This is a genomic window from Arthrobacter sp. L77, from assembly GCF_000816565.1.
GTDB lineage: Bacteria > Actinomycetota > Actinomycetes > Actinomycetales > Micrococcaceae > Arthrobacter_D > Arthrobacter_D antioxidans.
In genome coordinates this window covers 431,101-450,674 of record NZ_JWSU01000005.1, presented here as the reverse complement: position 1 = coordinate 450,674, position 19,574 = coordinate 431,101, and the positions used below count along the sequence as shown (strand labels likewise).

General features: G+C 70.5%; 18 protein-coding genes and 1 pseudogene. 7 read left to right on the top strand and 12 right to left on the bottom strand.

The genetic code is table 11. The features are described 5' to 3' along the window. The first annotated feature begins 25 nt into the window (after positions 1–25). The gene (locus tag RY94_RS10125) at positions 26–235 is read left to right on the top strand and encodes a hypothetical protein (RefSeq protein ID WP_043444548.1); all 210 of its coding nucleotides are present in this window, start codon (positions 26–28) and stop codon (positions 233–235) included. Positions 236–386: 151 nt separating this feature from the next. Here the strand turns inward: RY94_RS10125 and RY94_RS18155 are convergent, their stop codons facing one another. After that, entirely contained in the window at positions 387–536 is a 150-nt protein-coding gene (locus RY94_RS18155; RefSeq protein ID WP_197060645.1) for a hypothetical protein, read from the bottom strand. 124 nt (positions 537–660) lie between these two features. On the opposite strand from RY94_RS18155, the gene RY94_RS16860 reads away from it, so the two are divergent. Next, positions 661–1,173 carry a hypothetical protein gene (locus RY94_RS16860; RefSeq protein WP_052274221.1) on the top strand — a complete coding sequence of 171 codons (513 nt, stop codon included), beginning with the start codon at positions 661–663 and terminating at the stop codon, positions 1,171–1,173. 53 nt (positions 1,174–1,226) lie between these two features. On the opposite strand, the gene RY94_RS10115 is transcribed toward RY94_RS16860, so the two are convergent. From RY94_RS10115 to RY94_RS10100, 4 genes and pseudogenes are all read right to left on the bottom strand, one after another. After that, a complete protein-coding gene (locus RY94_RS10115; protein ID WP_043444546.1) occupies positions 1,227–2,318 on the bottom strand; it encodes an alkene reductase in 1,092 nt (363 codons plus the stop codon). A 139-nt stretch (positions 2,319–2,457) separates the two neighbouring features. Beyond that, complete coding sequence (locus RY94_RS10110; protein ID WP_043444544.1) at positions 2,458–2,910, bottom strand: hypothetical protein; 453 nt, start codon at positions 2,908–2,910, stop codon at positions 2,458–2,460. Between the two features lie 114 nt (positions 2,911–3,024). Further along, positions 3,025–3,891, bottom strand: a complete 867-nt coding sequence (locus tag RY94_RS10105) for an NAD-dependent epimerase/dehydratase family protein (protein WP_043444543.1) — start codon at positions 3,889–3,891, stop codon at positions 3,025–3,027. Next, positions 3,891–4,894, bottom strand: a pseudogene (locus RY94_RS10100) (aldo/keto reductase family protein). Before RY94_RS10100 ends, RY94_RS10105 begins: the two are co-directional and overlap by 1 nt. 147 nt (positions 4,895–5,041) lie before the next feature. Between RY94_RS10100 and RY94_RS10095 the strand changes: the two are divergent. Further along, positions 5,042–6,115, top strand: a complete 1,074-nt coding sequence (locus tag RY94_RS10095) for a lipid II:glycine glycyltransferase FemX (protein WP_043444540.1) — start codon at positions 5,042–5,044, stop codon at positions 6,113–6,115. 100 nt (positions 6,116–6,215) lie between these two features. Next, a complete protein-coding gene (locus tag RY94_RS10090) occupies positions 6,216–7,850 on the top strand; it encodes a threonine/serine ThrE exporter family protein (protein ID WP_082046237.1) in 1,635 nt (544 codons plus the stop codon). Between the two features lie 98 nt (positions 7,851–7,948). On the opposite strand, the gene RY94_RS10085 is transcribed toward RY94_RS10090, so the two are convergent. Then, positions 7,949–8,761: a uracil-DNA glycosylase gene (locus RY94_RS10085; protein ID WP_082046236.1), complete on the bottom strand. Its 813-nt coding sequence runs from the start codon at positions 8,759–8,761 to the stop codon at positions 7,949–7,951. Between the two features lie 110 nt (positions 8,762–8,871). Here RY94_RS10085 and RY94_RS10080 point away from each other — a divergent pair, with 110 nt between their 5' ends. Beyond that, a complete protein-coding gene (locus RY94_RS10080; protein WP_043444538.1) occupies positions 8,872–9,177 on the top strand; it encodes a DUF3263 domain-containing protein in 306 nt (101 codons plus the stop codon). Positions 9,178–9,219: 42 nt separating this feature from the next. Next, positions 9,220–9,852, top strand: coding sequence for a LytR C-terminal domain-containing protein (locus RY94_RS10075; RefSeq protein WP_043444536.1), 633 nt, complete (start codon positions 9,220–9,222; stop codon positions 9,850–9,852). Between the two features lie 132 nt (positions 9,853–9,984). On the opposite strand, the gene RY94_RS18395 is transcribed toward RY94_RS10075, so the two are convergent. Continuing rightward, on the bottom strand, positions 9,985–10,635 hold the full coding sequence (locus RY94_RS18395) for a TM2 domain-containing protein (protein ID WP_052274220.1): 651 nt from the start codon (positions 10,633–10,635) through the stop codon (positions 9,985–9,987). Positions 10,636–10,969: 334 nt separating this feature from the next. On the opposite strand from RY94_RS18395, the gene groL reads away from it, so the two are divergent. Next, entirely contained in the window at positions 10,970–12,604 is a 1,635-nt protein-coding gene (gene groL, locus RY94_RS10065) for a chaperonin GroEL (protein ID WP_043444535.1), read from the top strand. A 148-nt stretch (positions 12,605–12,752) separates the two neighbouring features. Here groL and RY94_RS10060 read toward each other — a convergent pair whose 3' ends face one another. The 5 genes from RY94_RS10060 to RY94_RS10040 all read right to left on the bottom strand — a co-directional run bounded on the left by RY94_RS10060 (position 12,753) and on the right by RY94_RS10040 (position 19,563). Then, positions 12,753–13,043, bottom strand: a complete 291-nt coding sequence (locus RY94_RS10060; RefSeq protein ID WP_043444532.1) for a WXG100 family type VII secretion target — start codon at positions 13,041–13,043, stop codon at positions 12,753–12,755. A 69-nt stretch (positions 13,044–13,112) separates the two neighbouring features. Beyond that, positions 13,113–14,714 carry a sensor histidine kinase gene (locus tag RY94_RS10055; protein ID WP_331375568.1) on the bottom strand — a complete coding sequence of 534 codons (1,602 nt, stop codon included), beginning with the start codon at positions 14,712–14,714 and terminating at the stop codon, positions 13,113–13,115. A 10-nt stretch (positions 14,715–14,724) separates the two neighbouring features. Then, on the bottom strand, positions 14,725–15,435 hold the full coding sequence (locus tag RY94_RS10050; protein ID WP_043444530.1) for a response regulator transcription factor: 711 nt from the start codon (positions 15,433–15,435) through the stop codon (positions 14,725–14,727). A gap of 59 nt (positions 15,436–15,494) precedes the next feature. Beyond that, positions 15,495–17,150, bottom strand: a complete 1,656-nt coding sequence (locus RY94_RS10045; protein WP_043444528.1) for a DNA repair helicase XPB — start codon at positions 17,148–17,150, stop codon at positions 15,495–15,497. Continuing rightward, the gene (locus tag RY94_RS10040) at positions 17,143–19,563 is read right to left on the bottom strand and encodes a helicase-associated domain-containing protein (RefSeq protein WP_043444526.1); all 2,421 of its coding nucleotides are present in this window, start codon (positions 19,561–19,563) and stop codon (positions 17,143–17,145) included. The genes RY94_RS10045 and RY94_RS10040 overlap by 8 nt, the downstream gene beginning before the upstream one ends. Between the last annotated feature and the right edge of the window lie 11 nt (positions 19,564–19,574).

Here is a 19,574-nt window from a genome sequence, read left to right as displayed (position 1 = left end):
AGGTGGCGGCAGGTAGCGTGAGGTCATGCTCACCGTTCCAGAGAACTTCCCGCCCGCCTACATCACCTTCCTCGAAGCCCAGGATGAGGGTTTCGCCGAGACCGTGCTGATGGTGATGAAGCAGTCCGTCGCCGAAGGCAAGTACGGCATCCTCGTCAGTGATCAGGCCGTGGACCGGCAGGCCGAACTGTCGCAGGAGGTCCCCTTCGGTGAGGTCGTCGAGGGCGTCCGCTGACACTGGTCCGCTGATGCCGGTCCGCTGACATCAGCGAGACCGCACAGAGCCGCACCTACAGGAGAGCACGTCCACGGAGCGGGTTCTCGCGCACGTGCGGTACGCGCGTGGAAGCAGTCAGTGGCGGCTCACCGTCCGGATGCGGATCGGATCACGTGTCGTCGCTGACCTGGTCCTCGCGGTCCGCGCCTTCGGCGGGTTCTTCGGCGTGCACCCGGATATCCGCGGGGTCGGCGGCGGTGTCGCCCTCAGCCGGGGCCTCGCTGTGGATACGGTCGTCGTCGCCTGAGGTCTCTGGCATGCGCTCATCCTCTCGATTCGAGGGAACAGAAGCTCCCATGGCGTCAGTCTACGGATCCGGGGCCCAGGGGGTCCCGGTGAGGTTCCGCGTGACGCACGGTCATCAGCATGCTTACGATCAGGGGATGGAAGCCCTGGACGCCGCCCCGCCGTCCGTCGACCGCCCCCGGGTGAGCGCGCTCCCTGCCGCCGTGGGCCTGCTGGCGGTCGGGCTCGGGGCGGTGGTCCATACCCTGTCCGGCGGCTCGCTCCCGGCCCTGCCGATCCTGGGTGCTCTCGCGATCTTCGCCGTCCTGGCGGCCACCCTCGCCGGACGCGCACGGGTGCCCGGATGGTGTGTGCTGCTGCTGCTCGGCGCCGGGCAGCAGGTGCTCCACTGGCTCCTCGGGGGGCTGGCGGACGGGGCCGTGACATCCGCCCCCGACCCGGCGGTCCACCACGACGGCGCCGTGCCCGTCGGGTCGGCCGCCGCACCGGGGCACTCCCCGGAGGTCATGCTGATGCTCCACACGCACCTGGCGGCGGCCCTCCTCCTCGGGTGGGCCGCCCTCCGCTGGTCGGGTCTCCGCGCTCGGCTGGAACGCATCCCGCGGCCCGAGCGCCGCCCGGAAAGCGCGGAGGGCGCCCCCGTCGAATGACGGGGGCGCCCTTCGGGTGCGCCGTGCGGAGCCGGTCGGTGCCGGCCCGTGGTCTAGTTGGCGCTCACCGAACCGTCGTAGAACGGGTAGTCCGTGTACCCCTCGGCGCCCGTCGAGTAGAACGTGGCGGGATTCGGCTCGTTCTCCGGCAGGTTTTCCCGCCAGCGGCGGGCGAGGTCGGGGTTCGCGATGGCGGGACGGCCGACGACGACGGCGTCCCCCACCCCGTCCTCGAGGATGGCGATGGCCTCGTCGCGATTGGTGATCACGCCGAATCCGCTGTTGATCAGGACGGGTCCGCCGAAGCGCGTGCGCAGATCCTGGACCAGCTCTCCCGTGGGGTCGGCGTGCAGGACGCTCAGGTACGCGAGCTTCAGCGGGGCGAGGGCGTCGACCAGCGTGCCGTAGGTCGCGTGGACGTCGGCAGCCTCCGTCTCGAGTGCGTCCTGGATGTTGTGCGCGGGGGAGATGCGCAGGCCCACCTTCTCCGCGCCGACCTCGGCCACGACGGCCGTGACGAGTTCGATCAGGAACTGCGCACGCTTCTCGGGTGATCCGCCGTAGGCGTCCTCGCGCTGGTTCGACTCGGGGGAGAGGAACTCGTGCAGCAGGTAGCCGTTGGCGCCGTGCAGTTCGACGCCGTCGAACCCTGCGACGTCGATGGCCTTCCGTGACGCGGTGACGAACTCCTCGATGATGCCCGGGAGCTCCTCGGTGCTGAGGGCGTGCGGCACCGGGTAGGGCTGCTTGCCGGTGCTGGTCCGCGTGACGCCGTCGATCGCGATGGCGCTGGGGGCCACGACCTCGTACCCGCCGTTCGTGTCGGGGTGGGTCACCCGGCCTGCGTGCATGACCTGGGCGACGATCCGCCCGCCGTCCGCGTGGACGGCGTCGGTGACGCGCTTCCAGCCCGCGAGCTGGTCGTCCTCGACCAGCCCGGGCTGGCCCGGGAAACCCTGGCCGGCGTGGCTGGGGTAGGTGCCCTCGCTGACGATCAGGCCGAGGGAGGCGCGCTGCCGGTAGTGCTCGACGACGATGTCGCCCGGGACGCCGGCGTCACCCGAGCGGACCCGGGTGAGCGGCGCCATGACCACGCGGTTGGGGAGTTCGAGCGTGCCGAGCGTGAGGGGGGAGAACAGTTTCACGAGGTCCTACTTTCCGGTCGATGTCTACTGGCGGCAACCGGGGCGCGACAGGGCGTATTCCGGATGTGTGGTGCATCACGGGTACGAAGAGGCCCCGGGGGAATGCCCCGGGGCCTCGTACTGCATCACGCGGTGGGCGCTACTCGATGTCCTGCTCGTCGATCGCGCTCAGCGGCGAACCGCCGCGGTTGGCGGGATCGTCGCTCGCATCGACCTCGTCGTCCTCCATCATGCCGAAGTCGACGTCGGCCGCGGCCTCGCCGAGCATCGGCTCCTCCGGCGGGTACTGCTCGTCGCCGTGCTCGTACCGGGCCTCGGCCGTCTCCGCGCGCAGGGTCTGGTCGCTGAGGACGCCTTCCTCGCCGACCACGGCGACACCGTTCTCATCGGCGACGGCCGCGGTCACCCCGGGCTCGTCTTGCAGCAGCGGATCCTCCTGCCAGCGGTCCGGATTGTCCTCCGCTGCGCCCTCGTAGCTGTCCGGCCGGCCGTCGAGGACCGGGTCGAAGGCCTCCGGGGCCAGCGCGTCGTTCGGCACCTCGGGCTCCTCGTCAACGATGGTCAGTTCCTCATCGGGAAGGTTCTCGGTCATCTTCTCTGCCTTTCGTCGGTGCTGCGCATCTTCAATCATCAGCCTACTGATGAACTGGTCCGGACGACAGTCCGCACCGCTGCCCGGACCGTCGGGACCTGCCCGGATATCGCCCTAGACGTGGTCGCGCCAGCTGTGCCGGGGCTCGTACCCCAGCACCCGGCGGGCCTTGTCGATCGAGAGCAGCGTCTCGTGTTCGCCCACCGCGCGCGTCAGCTCCACCCCGGGGAACACCTCGGCCGCCAGGTCCGCGCTGCCGCGGCTCATCACGGTGTCGGCGGCCGCGATGATGAAGCGGTCGAAGCCCGGCGCCGCGTTCTCGAGGGCCTTCGCCACGGCCTGGGCCCCGTCCCGCCCGTCGATGTACCCCCACAGGTTCCACTTCCGGGCGGTCGCATCCGCATCGAAGGACGGGAACCCGGCGTAGTCCTCCGGGTCCATGACGTTCGAGAAGCGCAGCGCCGTGATGCTCAGCTGGGGATCCCAGCGCGTCAGCTCGATCGCCAGCTGCTCCTCGAGGTGCTTGACGAGCGAGTAGGTGCTCTCGGGCCGGGCCGGGTACTCCTCGTCCACCGGGATGTACGGGGGCGGGGTGTCGAACGGTAGCCCGAGGACGGTCTCGCTGGACGCGTACACGACCCGCTTGATGCCCGCCCGCCGGCAGGCCTGGAAGACGTTGTAGGTCGCGGCCATGTTGTTGTGGAACGTCGCCACGTCCGCCTGCAGGCCCGGGGCCGGGATGGCACCGAGGTGCACGACGGCGTCGACGCCGGAGTGCCGGTCGTCCACACCGAGGAGGGCATCGACCACCTGGCCGTAGTCCCGCAGGTCGATGCGCAGGAACGTCGGGGTGCGCTCGCCGTGCTGGTCGAGCTCGAGGACGGTGTGCCCTGCCTCGCGCAGGCCGCGGACCACACTCCGCCCCAGCTTCCCGTTGGACCCCGTGACCGCGACGGTGAGGGGGCCGGTCGCAGCCACCATCAGACGGGCCGCGTCTCGGGCGAGACGGTCTTCGCGACGTCCGTCTCGGCGAGGTCGCCGATGGCGTCGTCGATCGCCTTCAGGACGTCGTCCTCGAGCTTCACGCCGGCGGCGGCGGCGTTCGACTCCACCTGCTCGGGCCGGGAGGCGCCGATGATCGCCGAGGCCACGTTCCTGTTCTGCAGCACCCACGCGATGGCCAGCTGCGCCATCGTGAGGCCCACTCCGTCTGCGATCGGGGCGAGCTTCTGCACGCCCGTGAGCACCTCGTCGCTCATCCAGCGCTTGATCATGTCGGCGCCGCCCTTGTCGTCCGAGGCGCGGGTGCCCTGCCCCGGCTGGGCGCCCGGCGTGTACTTGCCGGTCAGCACGCCCTGCGCGACGGGCGACCAGACGATCTGCGACAGCCCGAGCTCCTCGGACGTGGGGATGACGTCGCCCTCGATGACACGCCACAGCATCGAGTACTGGGGCTGGTTGGAGATGAGCTGGAAGCCGAGGTCCTTCGCGAGGGCGTGGCCGTCGCGGATCTGCTGGGCCGTCCACTCGCTGACCCCGATGTACAGGGCCTTGCCCTGGCGCACGATGTCGGCGAAGGCCTGCATCGTCTCCTCGAGGGGCGTCTCGTAGTCGTACCGATGCGCCTGGTAGAGGTCGACGTAGTCGGTCTGCAGGCGCTGCAGCGACCCGTCGATCGACTCCATGATGTGCTTGCGGGACAGCCCGACGTCGTTGTGTCCCTTGGGCCCGGTGGGGCCCCAGACCTTCGTGAAGATCTCGAGCGACTGGCGCCGCTCGCCCTTGAGTGCTTCGCCGAGGACCGTCTCCGCCGCGGTGTTCGCGTAGACGTCCGCAGTGTCGAAGGTGGTGATGCCGACGTCGAGCGCCGCACGCACGCACTGGTGGCGACGTCGTTCTCCACCTGCGATCCGTGGGTGAGCCAGTTGCCGTAGGTGATTTCCGAGATCTTGAAGCCGCTGTTGCCGAGGTATCTGAAGTCCATATCGCCGATGCTAGCCACCCGGATGGGACGAGTACAGGAAACCCGGTTCCCAAGGCAACAAGTACGGCGCTGCGACGCGGAGGCGTAGTGTGCAGCCGCTAGACTTGTGGGCGTCCTTCTGTTGCCACCACCAGTGAATGAGGAATCTTGGTCGATTTCAGCGCTCGTTTCGCCACCGGGACGGAGCAGCGGGACTGGGATTCCCTCGTGATGGCGAACCCGGGCGGGGGCAACATGCTCTCCTCCGCCGCGTTCGCGGAGGTGAAGTCGCACCACGGGTGGCGGCCGCGCTTCGTGGTCCTCGAAGGCCCCGGGTACACGACCCACACCCTCCTCCTCGAGAAGAAGGTCCCCGTCATCGGGGCCCTGTGGTACCTGATCAAGGGCCCCACGGTCACCGACGCCGCCCATGTGCCCGCCGCGGCGCGCGCCGTCGCCGACCTCGCCCGCAGGGAGGGGCACAACGTCTTCGCGATCAAGGTGGAACCGGACCTCGTGGACGGGCCGGAGGTGCGGGAGGCGTTCCAGTCGGCGGGGCTCGTCAAGACCTTCAACCTGCAGCCCAACGACAGCACAGCCATCCTGGACACCACGCCGGACGCGAACCAGCTGCTACGGAACCTGCACTCGCGCGGCCGCAACGCAGTGCGCAGGGCCATCCGCGAGGGCGTGGAGGTCCGGCGCATGGAGCCGACGCAGGAGACCTTCAGGGCCATGTACTCGCTCATGACGCACATCGAGGACCGCTCGGCGGCACGCATGCGCTCGTTCGAGTACTACAGCCGCTTCTGGCAGAACTTCGTGGACGCCGGGCAGGGCCGTTTCTACTTCGTGTACGAGGACGGACAGCCCTCGGTCGGCGCCTTCGTGGTCAACTACGGCACCAAGGGCACCTACAAGGACGGCGGTTCACGCCCGGGGAGGCGCCAGTACGGGGACTCCCATCTGGTGCAGTGGCGGGCCATCACCGACCTCAAGGACGAGTTCGGGATCGTCGAATACGACTTCTGCGGCACGCCGCCCGGCGACCGGCTGAAGGACACGGACCACCCGTTCCACGGCCTGGGACTGTTCAAGACGAGTTTCACCAAGACGGTGACGGATTTCGCCGGCTGCTACGACCTCGTGGTCAGCGGCTGGAAGTATCGTGTCTGGAACACGATCGCGGAGCGTGTGGCGCGCCAGATCTACTGGCGGCGCACGCACCAGCCGTTCTACTGAGGAAGAGCCCGCAGAGGGCACGGTGATCGATGCATGAAAGGCCGCTGTGACAGACGGTTCGACCCCGGCCGATGGGCTCCTGCCCCCTGACCCATCACCCATGGCGGAAGCGCTCCCGGTCATCCGGCGGCCCTTCGACCCGTCCGACGACGAGAAGCGTCAGCTGGCGGCGGGCAAGGGGGGTGCCGGCAGGAAGGGCAGCAGGGCAGGGGCTCCGCCCAAGCGTCCGGCGTCGGAACCGAAGATCCCCCGGCCGTCCCGCCAGCGGCAGCCTGTCACGCGGCCCACCGACGCGTTGCCCACCACGCCGCGGAGCGTGCCGTCGTCGAGCCGGTCCAACGCCGCAGCCCGGAACGTGCTCCGCCGCCTCGTCCAGGGCGAAGCGCCGCCCACCCAGGCCATGAGCATCGTGGAGCGACTGGCCGGCAGCCCCTACGCGAACCCGATGATCCAGGTCGGCGGTCCCGACGCCGGAGCGCGCAAGGCCTTGGACTTCGCCCTCAACCTCGCCGAGACCATGTTCCGGTACGGCGCGGGAGCCCTCGAGGTGGAAACGAGCATCATCGCGGTCACGGCCGCCTTCGGCCTCGACCACATCGAGGTGGACATCACCAACCAGTCCGTGATCATCAACTACTCCGCGAAGGACCAGACGCCGACGACGGTGCTGCGGGTGGTCCGCTCCTGGACGAACAACTACGCGGGCCTCACGGCCATCCACCGGCTCGTCTCCGACATCGCCGACGGCGGGGTCTCGCGGACCGAGGCGGCGCAGCGGCTCGACGAGATCACCCACCGGCCGAAGCCTTTCCCGCGCTGGATGGTGACCGCCGCGTTCGGCATCTTCTCGGCCGCCATCGTGGCCTTCGTCGGCGGGACCCTGCTCGGCTCGCTCGTGGGGTTCATCAGTTGCATCCTCGTGGACCTGGTCAGCCGCAAGCTGGGGGAGTGGCGCGTCCCGGAGTTCTTCTCCGTCGCCACCTCGTCCGCGCTCGTCACCCTGATCGCGATGCTGTTCTGGTGGCTCGAGGTGCCCATCGCCCCGGCACTGGTGGTGGTGGGCGGCATCCTGCTGCTCCTGCCGACCGGCCGGCTCGTCTCGGCCACGCAGGACGCCATCAACGGGTTCCCGGTCACGGCCGCGGGCCGGTACCTCTCCGCGATCCTCGTCTTCGCGGCGCTCGTGGCGGGTATCGCCGTCGCCCTCGTCGCCGGCTCGGCGATCGGGATCCCCGAACTCGACGTCTTCGAATCCGCCGGCAGCCAGTACCCGTGGCCCCTGGTCGCGGTGCTCGTGTTCATCGCCGTGGCCATGATCTGCATCGCCGAGCAGACCGACGTGAAGCTCGTGATCCCCACCTCGCTCGTCGCCGTCGCCGGGTATCTGCTCATGATCAGCGCCGTCGCAGCGGGCGTCGGGTACCGGTTGGCGCCGGCCCTCGCGGCCATCCTGATCGGCGGGCTCTCGCGTGTCGTGTCCCTCCGGCTCGGCGCCCCCCAGCTCGTCGTCGCGGTTCCCGCCGTGCTGTTCCTCTACCCCGGGCTGTCCATCTTCCGCTCGATGTACATGCTCACGATCGAGTCGGAGATCGTGTCCGACGGCGCGCTCGGCCTGTTCAACGCCCTGACGGTCGTGCTGGCGATCGCGGCGGGCGTGGTCCTCGGAGACAACCTGGCTCGACCCTTCACGCGGAAGCTCAGCTCCGACGAGCGGCAGCGGAACCGACGGCGGTAGGCGGAGGCATCGATTCGCCGGCACGGCGACGCCCTCCCGCCGGACAGGTGGCGGACGTCCTGCGGAGACGGGGTGCGGACACGGGCCCGGGAGGGGCGTCAGTCGGTACGGCCTGCCGTGCGCGTCCAGTCGACGGGGTCGGCGCCCTGTGCGGCCAGGAGGTCGTTGGCCCGGGAGAAGGGCCGGGAACCGAAGAACCCGCGGGAGGCGGAGAGCGGGCTGGGGTGCACCGATTCGACCGTCGGTGTCGGTCCGAGCAGCGGCTTGAGGCGGAGCGCGTCCTTGCCCCACAGGATGGCCACGAGCGGGCCGCCCCGCGCCACGAGCGCGCGGATGGCGGCATCGGTCACGTCTTCCCACCCCCATCCCCGGTGCGACGCCGCTTCGCCTGCACGGACCGTCAGCACGCGGTTGAGCAGGAGGACACCCTGCTCGGCCCAGCCGGACAGGTCGCCCGATGCGGGCGGCTCCGCACCCGTGTCGGACGCCAGCTCGCGGTAGATGTTCGCGAGGCTTCGGGGGATCGGCCGGGTCCGCGGATCGACGGCGAAGCTGAGCCCGACGGCGTGCCCGACCGTCGGGTAGGGGTCCTGCCCCACGATGACCACGCGTACGCTGTCCATCGGGGTGGTGAAGGCCCGCAGGATCCGGGACGGATCGGGCAGGACCCGGCGTCCGCCGTCGAGGTCCTCCGCCAGGGACACCGCGAGCCGGTGAAGGACAGGCTCCACCGGTTCGAGCGCGGCCGCCCAGTCAGCGGGAACCAGGTCCTCGATGCGGGCCGGGGCGGCGAAGGGGAAGGCCGAGGTGTCGGGGGTCGGCTGTCCGGCCGCACGAGGTCCCGCGGCGCCGGTCGCGTCGCTCCTGGGCGCATTCGGCAGGTCGAACAGTGTGGGGTCGGCGGAAGTCATGACCCCATTCTCGCCCGGTCGGCCATGCGGTGCCGTCCGAATGACAGTGCTGTCATTCCCCACTATCATGGGACGACAGTTATGCCCGCTGACGGAAGGCGACAGGGGAGATGGCCGAGCTACAGCGGCATTCGGATGACGCGACGTCCGGGACGGACGACCGGCTGGCCCTGGGCGACCGCGAGCAGCGGATGCTCGCCCTCGAACGCGAGTGGTGGAAGTACTCCGGTGCCAAGGAGCAGGCCATCCGTGACCTGTTCAGCATGTCCGCCACCCATTACTACCAGGCGCTCAACGCCCTCATCGACACCGAAGCGGCCCTCGCCCACGACCCGATGCTCGTCAAGAGGCTGAGGCGCCTCAGGTCCACCCGTCAGAAGGCACGCTCGGCCCGCCGGCTCGGCGCGGACATCTAGCACGTCCTGCCAGTCTCGACGAGCGAAGGACCACGCACACCCATGACCGATCACCCGCGGGACGAATTCGACCGCGTCCCGGCAGCGTCAGCGCGCCAGGGCGTCCACCGCGAGCGGCTGATCCCCGCACGGTCGACCGGCCTCGGACCCAAGCTCGCGGTGGGCGTGCTGGCGCTGCTGATCGGCCTGGGCTCGTTCTTCCTTCTTCCCCGCCTCGGCTTCCCGGGCGGGAACGACGGCGGCATGTCGTCGTCGTCGTCGAGCCCCGAGGCCTCCGCGACGGGAGGCGGAGCGGCGACGGCGGAGCCTTCGGGCAGCGCGTCCCCCGGCGCGACCAGCGAGCCGGGCGGCACGGCGACCGACGGCGCGTCGGCCTCCGCCTCCGACGAGGCCGACCCCGCGGACCGGGCCCAGACCGTCAACGTGCTCAACGGCACGGGTGCGCCGGGGCTGGCGTCGGTGGCGGCCGGCCGCCTGGCGGCAGCCGGATGGACCTCGGCCCTTCCCGGGAACTGGGCGGGAGTTCCCGTAGACGCGTCCGTCGTCTTCTACAACGGCGAGGATCAGCGGGCCGACGCGGAAGCCGTGGCCGAGGATCTCGGCATCACCGACCTCGTCGAGAGCGCTGACGTGTCGCCGGCCATCTCCGTGGTCCTCGGGCCGGAGTTCCAGTAGGAGGTGGGGCCTGCTGGGCCCCGCCCCCGTGGGACGCCGCGGTTGATCCGCGTCCGCCGAAGCCCGGACCGTGTGTGACGCCGGGATGTGGCGCGGCGGGTGGGACCGTCGGGAGCCCCGCCCGCCGGTGGGTCAGTCCTTGAGCGGGATGCCGCGGGCGTCCCGGCGGAACTGCTCGGACCCGACGAGGATCATAATGCCCTCGATGAGCCCCCAGATGCCCGCAGCGATGGCGCTCAGTCCGAACGTGAGCGCGGCGCCCACCGTCGACATGAGGAGCTGGATGATGCCGATCGTGGTGAAGCCGAGGTAGAACCGGTGGATACCCAGGGAGCCGAGGAGGATGCCCAGGACGCCGGCGATGACCCTGGACTTCTGCGGAGCATACGGCTGGCCGTACGGGTTTGGGTTGTACGGGCCCTGGCTGTAAGCGCCCTGGTTGTAGCCGCTCTGGCCGTACGGGGTCTGGGCATAGGGGGTCTGGCCCGGGCCGGACTGCGGGTACGGGGGCCGCTGCTGGTAGGGCGACGGCTGCTGGTAGGGGCCCTGCTGGTAGGGATCCTGCTGGTACGGCGGTTGCTGATGCGGGCCCTGCTGGTGGGGTTGGTCCCCGTAGGGGTCTCCGGCGGTGTCGCCGGGGGCGTCATCCCCTGGTGCGTACGGCTCCGGGGACGGGCGGTTCCCGCCGATCGGTCGTCCGGGGCGGGCTGCGTCGGCAGCTCCGCTCGCCGTACCGTGCTCCCCGGACTCTTCGTGGTCCGGACCGCTTGCTGACGTCGACACTGTGCCTCCTTGACTGATGGTCCGCCCAACCTATGCCCTCGCGAGTCCCCGCGCCATGGCACCGGGACGAGGTCGGCGGGAGGGCGCGGCGACCCGTACCGAGGGGCCCGGGCGGGTTGCACTCATAGGGTGGGAGTGCTAATTATTGAGTTAGCACTCGCGCGCGCAGACTGCTAAGACTGTGCGTGGCGCGTGAAGCAGGCAAACCTCTGTGGTGGGGGTGGTGCAGGAGCGTGAAAGAGATCGTTCCGGCGCCGCCCGGCCGTCGCGGGCACCACACGCAGGCAAGCATTCACATGCTGAAATGCAACCGTCCCGAAAGGACCTAAGCCGTATGGCCAAGATCATTTCTTTTGATGAAGAGGCCCGCCGCGGCCTCGAGCGGGGCCTCAACATCCTCGCTGACGCCGTCAAGGTGACCCTCGGCCCCCGTGGCCGCAACGTCGTGCTCGAGAAGAAGTGGGGTGCCCCCACCATCACGAACGACGGCGTGTCCATCGCCAAGGAGATCGAGCTCGACGATCCGTTCGAGAAGATCGGTGCCGAGCTCGTCAAGGAGGTCGCCAAGAAGACCGACGACGTCGCAGGCGACGGCACCACCACCGCCACCGTGCTCGCCCAGGCCCTGGTCAAGGAAGGCCTGCGCAACGTCGCGGCCGGCGCCGACCCCCTGAGCCTCAAGCGCGGCATCGAGAAGGCCGTGCAGGCCGTCACCGAGGAACTGCTCGCCTCCGCCAAGGAGATCGAGACCAAGGAGCAGATCGCTGCCACCGCGTCCATCTCCGCCGGTGACAACGAGATCGGCGCCCTGATCGCCGAAGCACTCGACAAGGTGGGCAAGGAAGGCGTCATCACCGTCGAGGAGTCCAACACCTTCGGGCTGGAGCTCGAGCTCACCGAGGGAATGCGCTTCGACAAGGGCTACATCTCGGGCTACTTCGTCACCGACGCAGAGCGCCAGGAGACGGTCCTCGAGGATCCCTACATCCTGATCGTGAACTCGAAGATCAGCAACGTGAAGGATCTCGTCGCCGTCCTCGAGAAGGTCATGCAGTCGGGCAAGCCGCTGCTCATCATCGCCGAGGACATCGAGGGTGAAGCCCTCGCGACCCTCGTGGTCAACAAGATCCGTGGCACCTTCAAGTCCGTCGCCGTCAAGGCCCCGGGCTTCGGAGACCGCCGCAAGGCGCAGCTCGCCGACATCGCCATCCTCACCGGTGGCCAGGTCATCGCCGAGGAGGTCGGCCTCAAGCTCGAGACCGCCACCCTCGACCTGCTCGGCACTGCCCGCAAGGTCGTCGTGACCAAGGACGAGACCACCATCGTCGAAGGTGCCGGCGACGCCGACGCCATCGCCGGACGCGTGGCCCAGATCCGCGCCGAGATCGACAACTCCGACTCCGACTACGACCGCGAGAAGCTGCAGGAGCGCCTGGCCAAGCTGGCCGGCGGCGTTGCAGTCATCAAGGCCGGCGCCGCAACGGAGGTCGAGCTCAAGGAGCGCAAGCACCGCATCGAGGACGCCGTCCGCAACGCGAAGGCCGCCGTCGAGGAAGGCATCGTCGCCGGTGGTGGCGTGGCCCTCATCCAGGCCGGCGCCAAGGCGTTCGCCAACCTCAAGCTCACGGGTGACGAGGCGACGGGCGCGAACATCGTCCGCGTCGCCATCGACGCACCGCTGAAGCAGATCGCCTTCAACGCCGGCCTCGAGCCCGGCGTCGTCGTCGACAAGGTCCGCGGCCTGCCGGCCGGCCACGGCCTGAACGCGGCCACCGGCGTGTACGAGGACCTCCTCGCCGCCGGGGTCAACGACCCCGTGAAGGTCACCCGCTCGGCCCTGCAGAACGCAGCGTCGATCGCAGGCCTGTTCCTCACCACCGAGGCCGTCGTGGCCGACAAGCCGGAAAAGGCAGCTCCTGCCGGCGGCGGCGACGACATGGGCGGCATGGGCGGCATGGGCGGCTTCTAGTCCCCACCGCCTGCGCGCCACCCGCGCGCAGCACGACCAGAGGGCGGCACTCCCGGACAGGGGGTGCCGCCCTTTCGTGTGCGGGGCCCGGACGGGGGCACGGGCGGGAACGATCAGCGGGCGTCGCCGGCCGCCCGGCCTGTCCCGGTCAGCTCATGAACATCCGCGCATTGCTCTGCTCGGCATCGGCGTACTGCTGCGTGGCGACGTTCAGGGCCGTGTTGATGCCGGTCAGCGACTCCTCGACCTGCTGCTGCGTGGCCCGCCACTGCAGGATGAGCTGCTGGAAATTGGTGGCCGCCTGCCCCGTCCAGAGGCCCTCCAGTTCACGCAGCCCGGCCTGCATGGAGTTCACCTCCGCCTGCAGCCTCCCGATGGTGCCCTGAACCTGGCCGCTCTTGACCGCCAGGCTGTCGGTGTCGACGTTGAAGAATGCCATGCTGTGCTCCCTTGTTCCCGTGCTCGCGCTTCCTTGACGTCGTCGACGCTAGGGCACGGGCGGGGACGATCAGCGGGCGTCGCGGCGTTTGTGGACAACAGGCTTCGTCGGCGGGGGCTGTGGAGGAGTGATGCCGTTCGAGAAGGCCGGGTGATGATCGGAGTCCGGCTCGCCGGGCACGTCCGTCACCGCCCTGTCGGACACGCCGTCCTGCTCCGGGGCTCCCTCCTCGGTGGCCTCCCCGTCCAGCGGGACGTGCGGAAGCCGGATCGACAGGGTCGCACCGCCGCCCGGCGTCTCCTCGAGCCTGACCGAGCCGTCGTGCTGGGCCACCAGTGCGGCGACGATCGCCAGGCCGAGTCCCGTGCCCCCGGTCTCGCGATGACGCGAGGTGTCCGCCCGGTAGAAGCGCTCGAAAACCTTCGCGGCGTCCTCCTCGGAGATCCCGGGGCCGTGGTCGCGCACCTCCAGGACGGAATCGCTGTGGCCGTGCAGCACGGGGGCCACGCCGACGGCGATCTCGATGGGTGAACCGGCGGGCGTGTACCGCAGTGCGTTGGTCATCAGGTTCGCGACCACCTGGCGAAGCCGCGCCTCGTCCCCCCGGGTGGGTGCGGAGCGGGGGCTGCCGCCGTCGAGCCCGACGACGGAGATGGTGCGGTCCGGGGCGGTGGCCCTCGCGTCGAAGGCGGCGTCATGGCCGAGCACCGTGAGGTCCACGGGCTTCACGTCGGGGCGGCGCTGCTCGTCGATCCGCGCGAGCGTCAGCAGGTCCTCGACCAGCTGGCCCATGCGGATCGCCTCGCTCTCGATCCGGCCCATCGCGGCGGCGACGTCCTCGTCCTTCTGCAGGGCCCCGTGCCGGTACAGCTCCGAGTAGCCGCGGATGGTGACGAGCGGCGTCCTCAACTCGTGGGACGCGTCGGCGACGAACCGCCGCATCTTGGTCTCCGACGCGGTGCGGGCGGCGAATGCCCGCTCGATGTGCGCGAGCATCGCGTTGAGGGACCGGGAGAGCCGCCCGATCTCGGAGGCAGGGCGTTCGACGGCGACGCGGCGGGAGAGGTCGCCGGTCGCGATCGCTGCCGCCGTCCGCTCCACGCGGGCGAGCGGCGCGAACTGCCGCGTCACCGTCACGAAGGCGATGAGGGAGGCCAGGGCTGTGGTGACGAGGCCCGAGGTGAAGATGATCTCCTTCGCCTCCTGCACCGATTCGTTCACCGTGTTCAGGCGGGAGGCGATCGCGAGGTAGCCGTCGGTGTTCGCGAAGCGGAAGATCCGCACGCGCCACCCCTGGCTGTCGGCGTCGGTGCTGGGCACGTCGAAACCCGAGCCATCGAGATCGATGATGCGTTCCTGCGTCATGTCCCCGAGATCGGGCACGTCGACGGCGTCGTCGGACTGGTTGGCCACCACCACGCCGCCGTCGCTGTCCAGCAGGGCCGCGTAGTACCTCAGCACGGCGCCGTCCGCCTGGGGCTCGGTGGAGTAGATGTCGTTCGCGACGGTCCTGGCGTTGTTCCACAGGTCCTGGTCCACGCGGTCCACCAGTCCGTCACGCAGCAGCGAGACGGTGGCGAGGCCGGTGATGCCCACGGTGACGATCATCAGGAGCATGATGATCGCCACGAGCTGCGAGCGGAGCGACGCCGCGTTCCAACGCTTGACCAAATCGCCGGTGCTACCGCTTGTCAGCGGTGCGCAGGAGATATCCCACGCCCCGCTTGGTCTGGATCAGGGCGACGGCGTCGGGGTTCCTGTCGATCTTCCGCCGCAGGTAGGAGATGTAGGACTCCACGATCGACGCGTCGCCGTTGAAGTCGTACTCCCAGACGTGGTCCAGGATCTGCGCCTTGGACAGCACGCGGTTCGGGTTCATCATGAGGTAGCGCAGGAGCTTGAACTCGGTGGGGGAGAGGTCGATGGTCTCCCCGTTGCGCCGGACCTCGTGTGCGTCGTCGTCCAGTTCCAGGTCGGCCACGCGGATCACGGCGTCGTCGTCCTCGAGCGGGTGCGTGCGGCGCAGGACGGCGCGGATGCGCGCGACGACCTCGTCGAGGCTGAACGGCTTCGTCACGTAGTCGTCGCCGCCGACCGTGAGGCCCGTGACCTTGTCGTCCGTGTCGTCCCGGGCCGTCAGGAAGACGACGGGGAAGTGCCGGCCCGCGGCACGGAGGCGCCGGGTAACGGTGAAGCCGTCCATGTCGGGAAGCATGACGTCGAGGACGGCGAGATCGGGATTGTGCGTCTCGGCGGCGGCGAGGGCGTCCCGGCCGTTGGCGGCGGCGACGACGTCGAAACCGGCGAAGCGCAGCGACGTCGACAGGAGTTCGCGGATGTTCGGTTCGTCGTCGACGACCAGTAGTTTCGCTTCAGGGCCTGTTTTTTTCACCCTCCCAGTATCCTCGCGATGCCTGTGAATTGGCTGGACCATTCCTGTAAGGAGGCTCCTCAGTCCCTGGGCTCGTTGTCCGCGATGGCGGTGGCGTCGAGGATGCGGTACGCGTAGCCCTGCTCCGCCAGGAAGCGCTGGCGTTTCGCCGCGAAGTCCTGGTCGAGCGTGTCCCGCGCCACGACGGTGTAGAACCGGGCCGCCCGGCCGTCCGTCTTGGGCCGCAGCAGCCGGCCGAGGCGCTGGGCCTCCTCCTGGCGTGACCCGAACGAGCCGGAGACCTGGATCGCGACGGACGCCTCCGGGAGGTCGATCGAGAAGTTGGCGACCTTCGACACCACGAGCACGGTGATCTCCCCGGCCCGGAAGGCGTCGAAGAGCCGCTGCCGCTCCTTCACGGGGGTCTCGCCCTTGATGACGGGGGCGTCGAGGCGCGCCGCGAGGTCGTCGAGCTGGTCGATGTACTGGCCGATGACGAGCAGCTGCTCACCCCGGTGCGCCGCCACGAGCTTCTCCACCACGTCGGACTTGGTGTCCGACGTCGCGCACAGGCGGTACTTGTCGCCGTCGTCGGCCATCGCGTACGCGACCCGCTCGTCCCGCGGCAGGTCGACGCGCACCTCCACGCAGTCCGCGGGGGCGATGTACCCCTGTGCCTCGATGTCCTTCCAGGGGGCGTCGTAGCGCTTCGGTCCGATGAGCGAGAAGACCTCGCCCTCGCGGCCGTCCTCGCGGACGAGCGTCGCGGTGAGCCCGAGCCGGCGGCGGGCCTGGAGGTCCGCCGTCATCTTGAAGATGGGTGCCGGGAGGAGGTGCACCTCGTCGTACACGATCAGGCCCCAGTCGTTGGCGTCGAGCAGCTCGAGGTGCGGGTACAGGCCGCCGCGCTTCATCGTGAGGACCTGGTACGTCGCGATGGTGACGGGCCGGACCTGCTTCACCGCGCCGGAGTACTCCCCGATCTCGTCCTCCGTCAGGGACGTCCGCTTGAGCAGCTCGTCCTTCCACTGCCGCGCGGACACCGTGTTGGTGACGAGGATCAGCGTGGTGGTCTGGCTCGTGGCCATGGCGGCGGCACCCACGAGGGTCTTCCCCGCGCCGCACGGCAGGACGACGACGCCCGAGCCGCCCGACCAGAAGTTCTCGACCGCGAGCTTCTGGTACGGGCGCAGCGTCCAGCCGTCCTCGTCGAGCACGATGGGGTGCGGCGTCCCGTCCACGTAGCCGGCGAAGTCCTCGGCCGGCCATCCGAGCTTGAGCAGCAGCTGCTTGAGCTGGCCGCGCTGGGAGGAGTGCACCACGACGGTCTCGCCGTCGATCCTGGGTCCGAGGAGGGGCTGGATCTTCTTCGCGTGCAGGACCTCCTCGAGCACGGGGTAGTCCGTGGTGCGCAGCACGAGGCCGTGCTGCGGGTCCTTCTCGAGCCGGAGGCGCCCGTACCGGGACATGGTGTCCTCGATGTCGATCAGGAGGGCGTGCGGCACCGGGAAGCGGGAGTACTTCAGGAGGGTGTCGAGGACGCGCTCGGCGTCGAGGCCGGCGGCACGCGCGTTCCAGAGCCCGAGCGGCGTGAGGCGGTAGCTGTGCACGTGCTCGGGGGCGCGCTCGAGTTCCGCGAACGCGGCGATCGCGTGGCGCGCCTCGGTGGCCTGCTCGTGGTCCACCTCGAGCAGGATGGTCTTGTCGCTCTGGACGATCAGCGGTCCGTCAACCATCGGCGGCGCTCCCTTCGAGGATCTCCACGTCCATGACGCGGTGTACGGACACGACTTTCTCCACCTGGTTCTCGGGATCGAACACCCGCAGGCGGCCTCCCGACACCGAGAGGGGAACAAGGACCTGGCGCACGTGATTCCCCTCGCTGTCCGCAGTGCCGAGGCGGATCCTGCTGCGCGACCGGATGGCCGCGCGCAGCGTCTCCAGCCCCAGGAGCGTCTCGCTGTCGGCTGCCCCCGCCGGATCGGCGGGGCCCGGGCGGGGAGTGCGGAGGGTGACCAGCTGCGCCGTGATCTCCTCCTCGGCGACCGACCACGGGTTGAGCCGTGACCGGAGCCTGTCCGGCGCCACACCTCCGGGCGCGGTCGCATCGGCTGTCCCGGCGGGCGCGGGTGCGACGGCGGTCATGGCGTCCGACGCCGGGGCGAAACCGAGGTCGCGGAGCAGGCCCGCCAGCTCCTGGGCGGAGGCGGGGGACACCAGGACGGTCGGAGCGATCTGCACGATGCCCAGCACCGCGGCGCGCGGGTCCGCCAGGACGGTGGCGGCGACGGCGTCGTCGTCCGTGCGCAGGTAGCTGCCGGCCCGGCCGACACGGAGGCCGCCGTAGCGGGACGCGGTGTCCTCGACGAGATACGTCAGGGCCTGCGGGATCTCCGTGGCCGAGTGCGTGCTGAGGAAGGCGAGGATGGAGGGCGCGTCCTCCCCGGCATCGAGGGCCGTGCGGATGGAGTCGGCGGAGAAGCGGTAGGTCGTGGCGGGCCCCTGGCCCTCGGGCGTGGACATGCGCAGGAGGCCGCGTGCGACCTCGGGCTGCAGGTACCCGGGCGCGACGGCGGTGAGATCGGCCTGCAGCACCACGTGGGAGACAGGGGCAGGCAGGGCGTCCCGTACACCGAGGGTGGCATCCTCGAAGCGTCCCTGCGCGACGAGCCGACCGGCCTCCGCCAGGGCTCCGCCTCCGGTCAGCCCGAGCGCGGCGGCCTCGGCCATCATGCCGGGGATCAGTCGGGAGAAGCGCCGGTGCAGGCGCGGCTGGTGCCAGGTGGCGAGGCCGACGACGGCCTGGTCGGTCAGGACGGGGACGGTCCCGCGAGCTCCGACGCCTGCCGCTCCGTCCGCGTCCGCGGGGGCATCCGACAGGTCGAGGGCGACGGAGAGGAGCCGCCGGCGCACCATCGGTGCGTCGGGCCGGGACGCCTCCGCGGCGAGGGCGTTGACGGACGTGCCGTCCGGCAGCTTCGATCCGACGAGCGCCGGGGCCCGGTCGACGGCGAGCCACCCCTCGACGAGCAGCTGCCACTGGGCGTCCCGGTCCAGCGACTCCCAGGCGTCCGGCCGGGGGGCCTTCCAGCGGGAGTCGTCCGGATCGAGCACGAGGAGCCCGACGGCGGCCGCGAGCTCGAGCAGCCATGCGGCGTCGCCGTCGCTGCACTGCACCGCTTCGCGGACGCGCCGCAGCTCGCGCACGCCCACGCCGCCGGAGCGGAGGGTGGAGACGGGGGAGCCGGCGACGACGGCGAGCAGGGACCCCACCTGCCGAAGGGTCTCGGCGATCGCGCCGAACGCCGCGTTGTCGCGCAGCGTGGCGCGCGTGGTCCGCGCAGCGGCGAGCGGGGGCTCCAGCTCGAGGGAGGCGAAGACGGCGTGGCCACGGACCGCCCGTCCGACGCCGCGGGGAAGCTCGACGTGCAGGGCGTCCAGCGGTGCCAGCAGGCAGCGGTCCAGGAGCCACTGCACGGCGGGCGAGGCGCCGCCGTCGCCTCCGGTCGCCGTCGAACCGACCGGGGTGTCGCGGAGGCGTGCGAGCAGGGTCGGCGCGCCCTCGGGGGCGTCGGCCATGAGCCGGTCCCAGGCGTCCGGATCCGCGGTCACCCGGTCCAGCACCCGTGCCGCGGCGGCCGACGTCAGCGCCTCGTTCCCGGGGTCCGGGGCGAGGACCGCGGCGGCGCGGACGAGCGCGGGACCGAAACGCGGGATGGAACGGGCGAGGGTCTTGAAGGAGCGGCCGAGGCCTGCCGGGTAGGGGGCCACGGCGTCGGCCATCGCTCCGACGGGCAGGAAGCCCTCCGCCGCGGACCCGACGACGAGGGCGCGCCGGGCGAGGTCGGCGAGGATCTCCTCGACCGCGTCGGTGCTCCCCTGCGACAGGGCGGCGGCGAGGCGCGCCGGCGGTACCGCGCCGGCGTCGTCCTCGGTGAGGACCACGAGGGCCTCGAGGACCTGGAGCTGGGGGCGCGTGACGTTGTCGAGGGCCCGCTGCAGGCTCGTGCGGGAGGACGCCCGGGCCGCGAGCGCGGCGAAGTCCGGCACCGGCGGAAGGATGAGGTCGGGCCGAACGGTGAGGAGGCGGCGTACGTCGTCATCGCTCCGGAGGGCCAGCTGATCGGCCAGTGCTCGGATTGCGGACATCACCTCAAGAT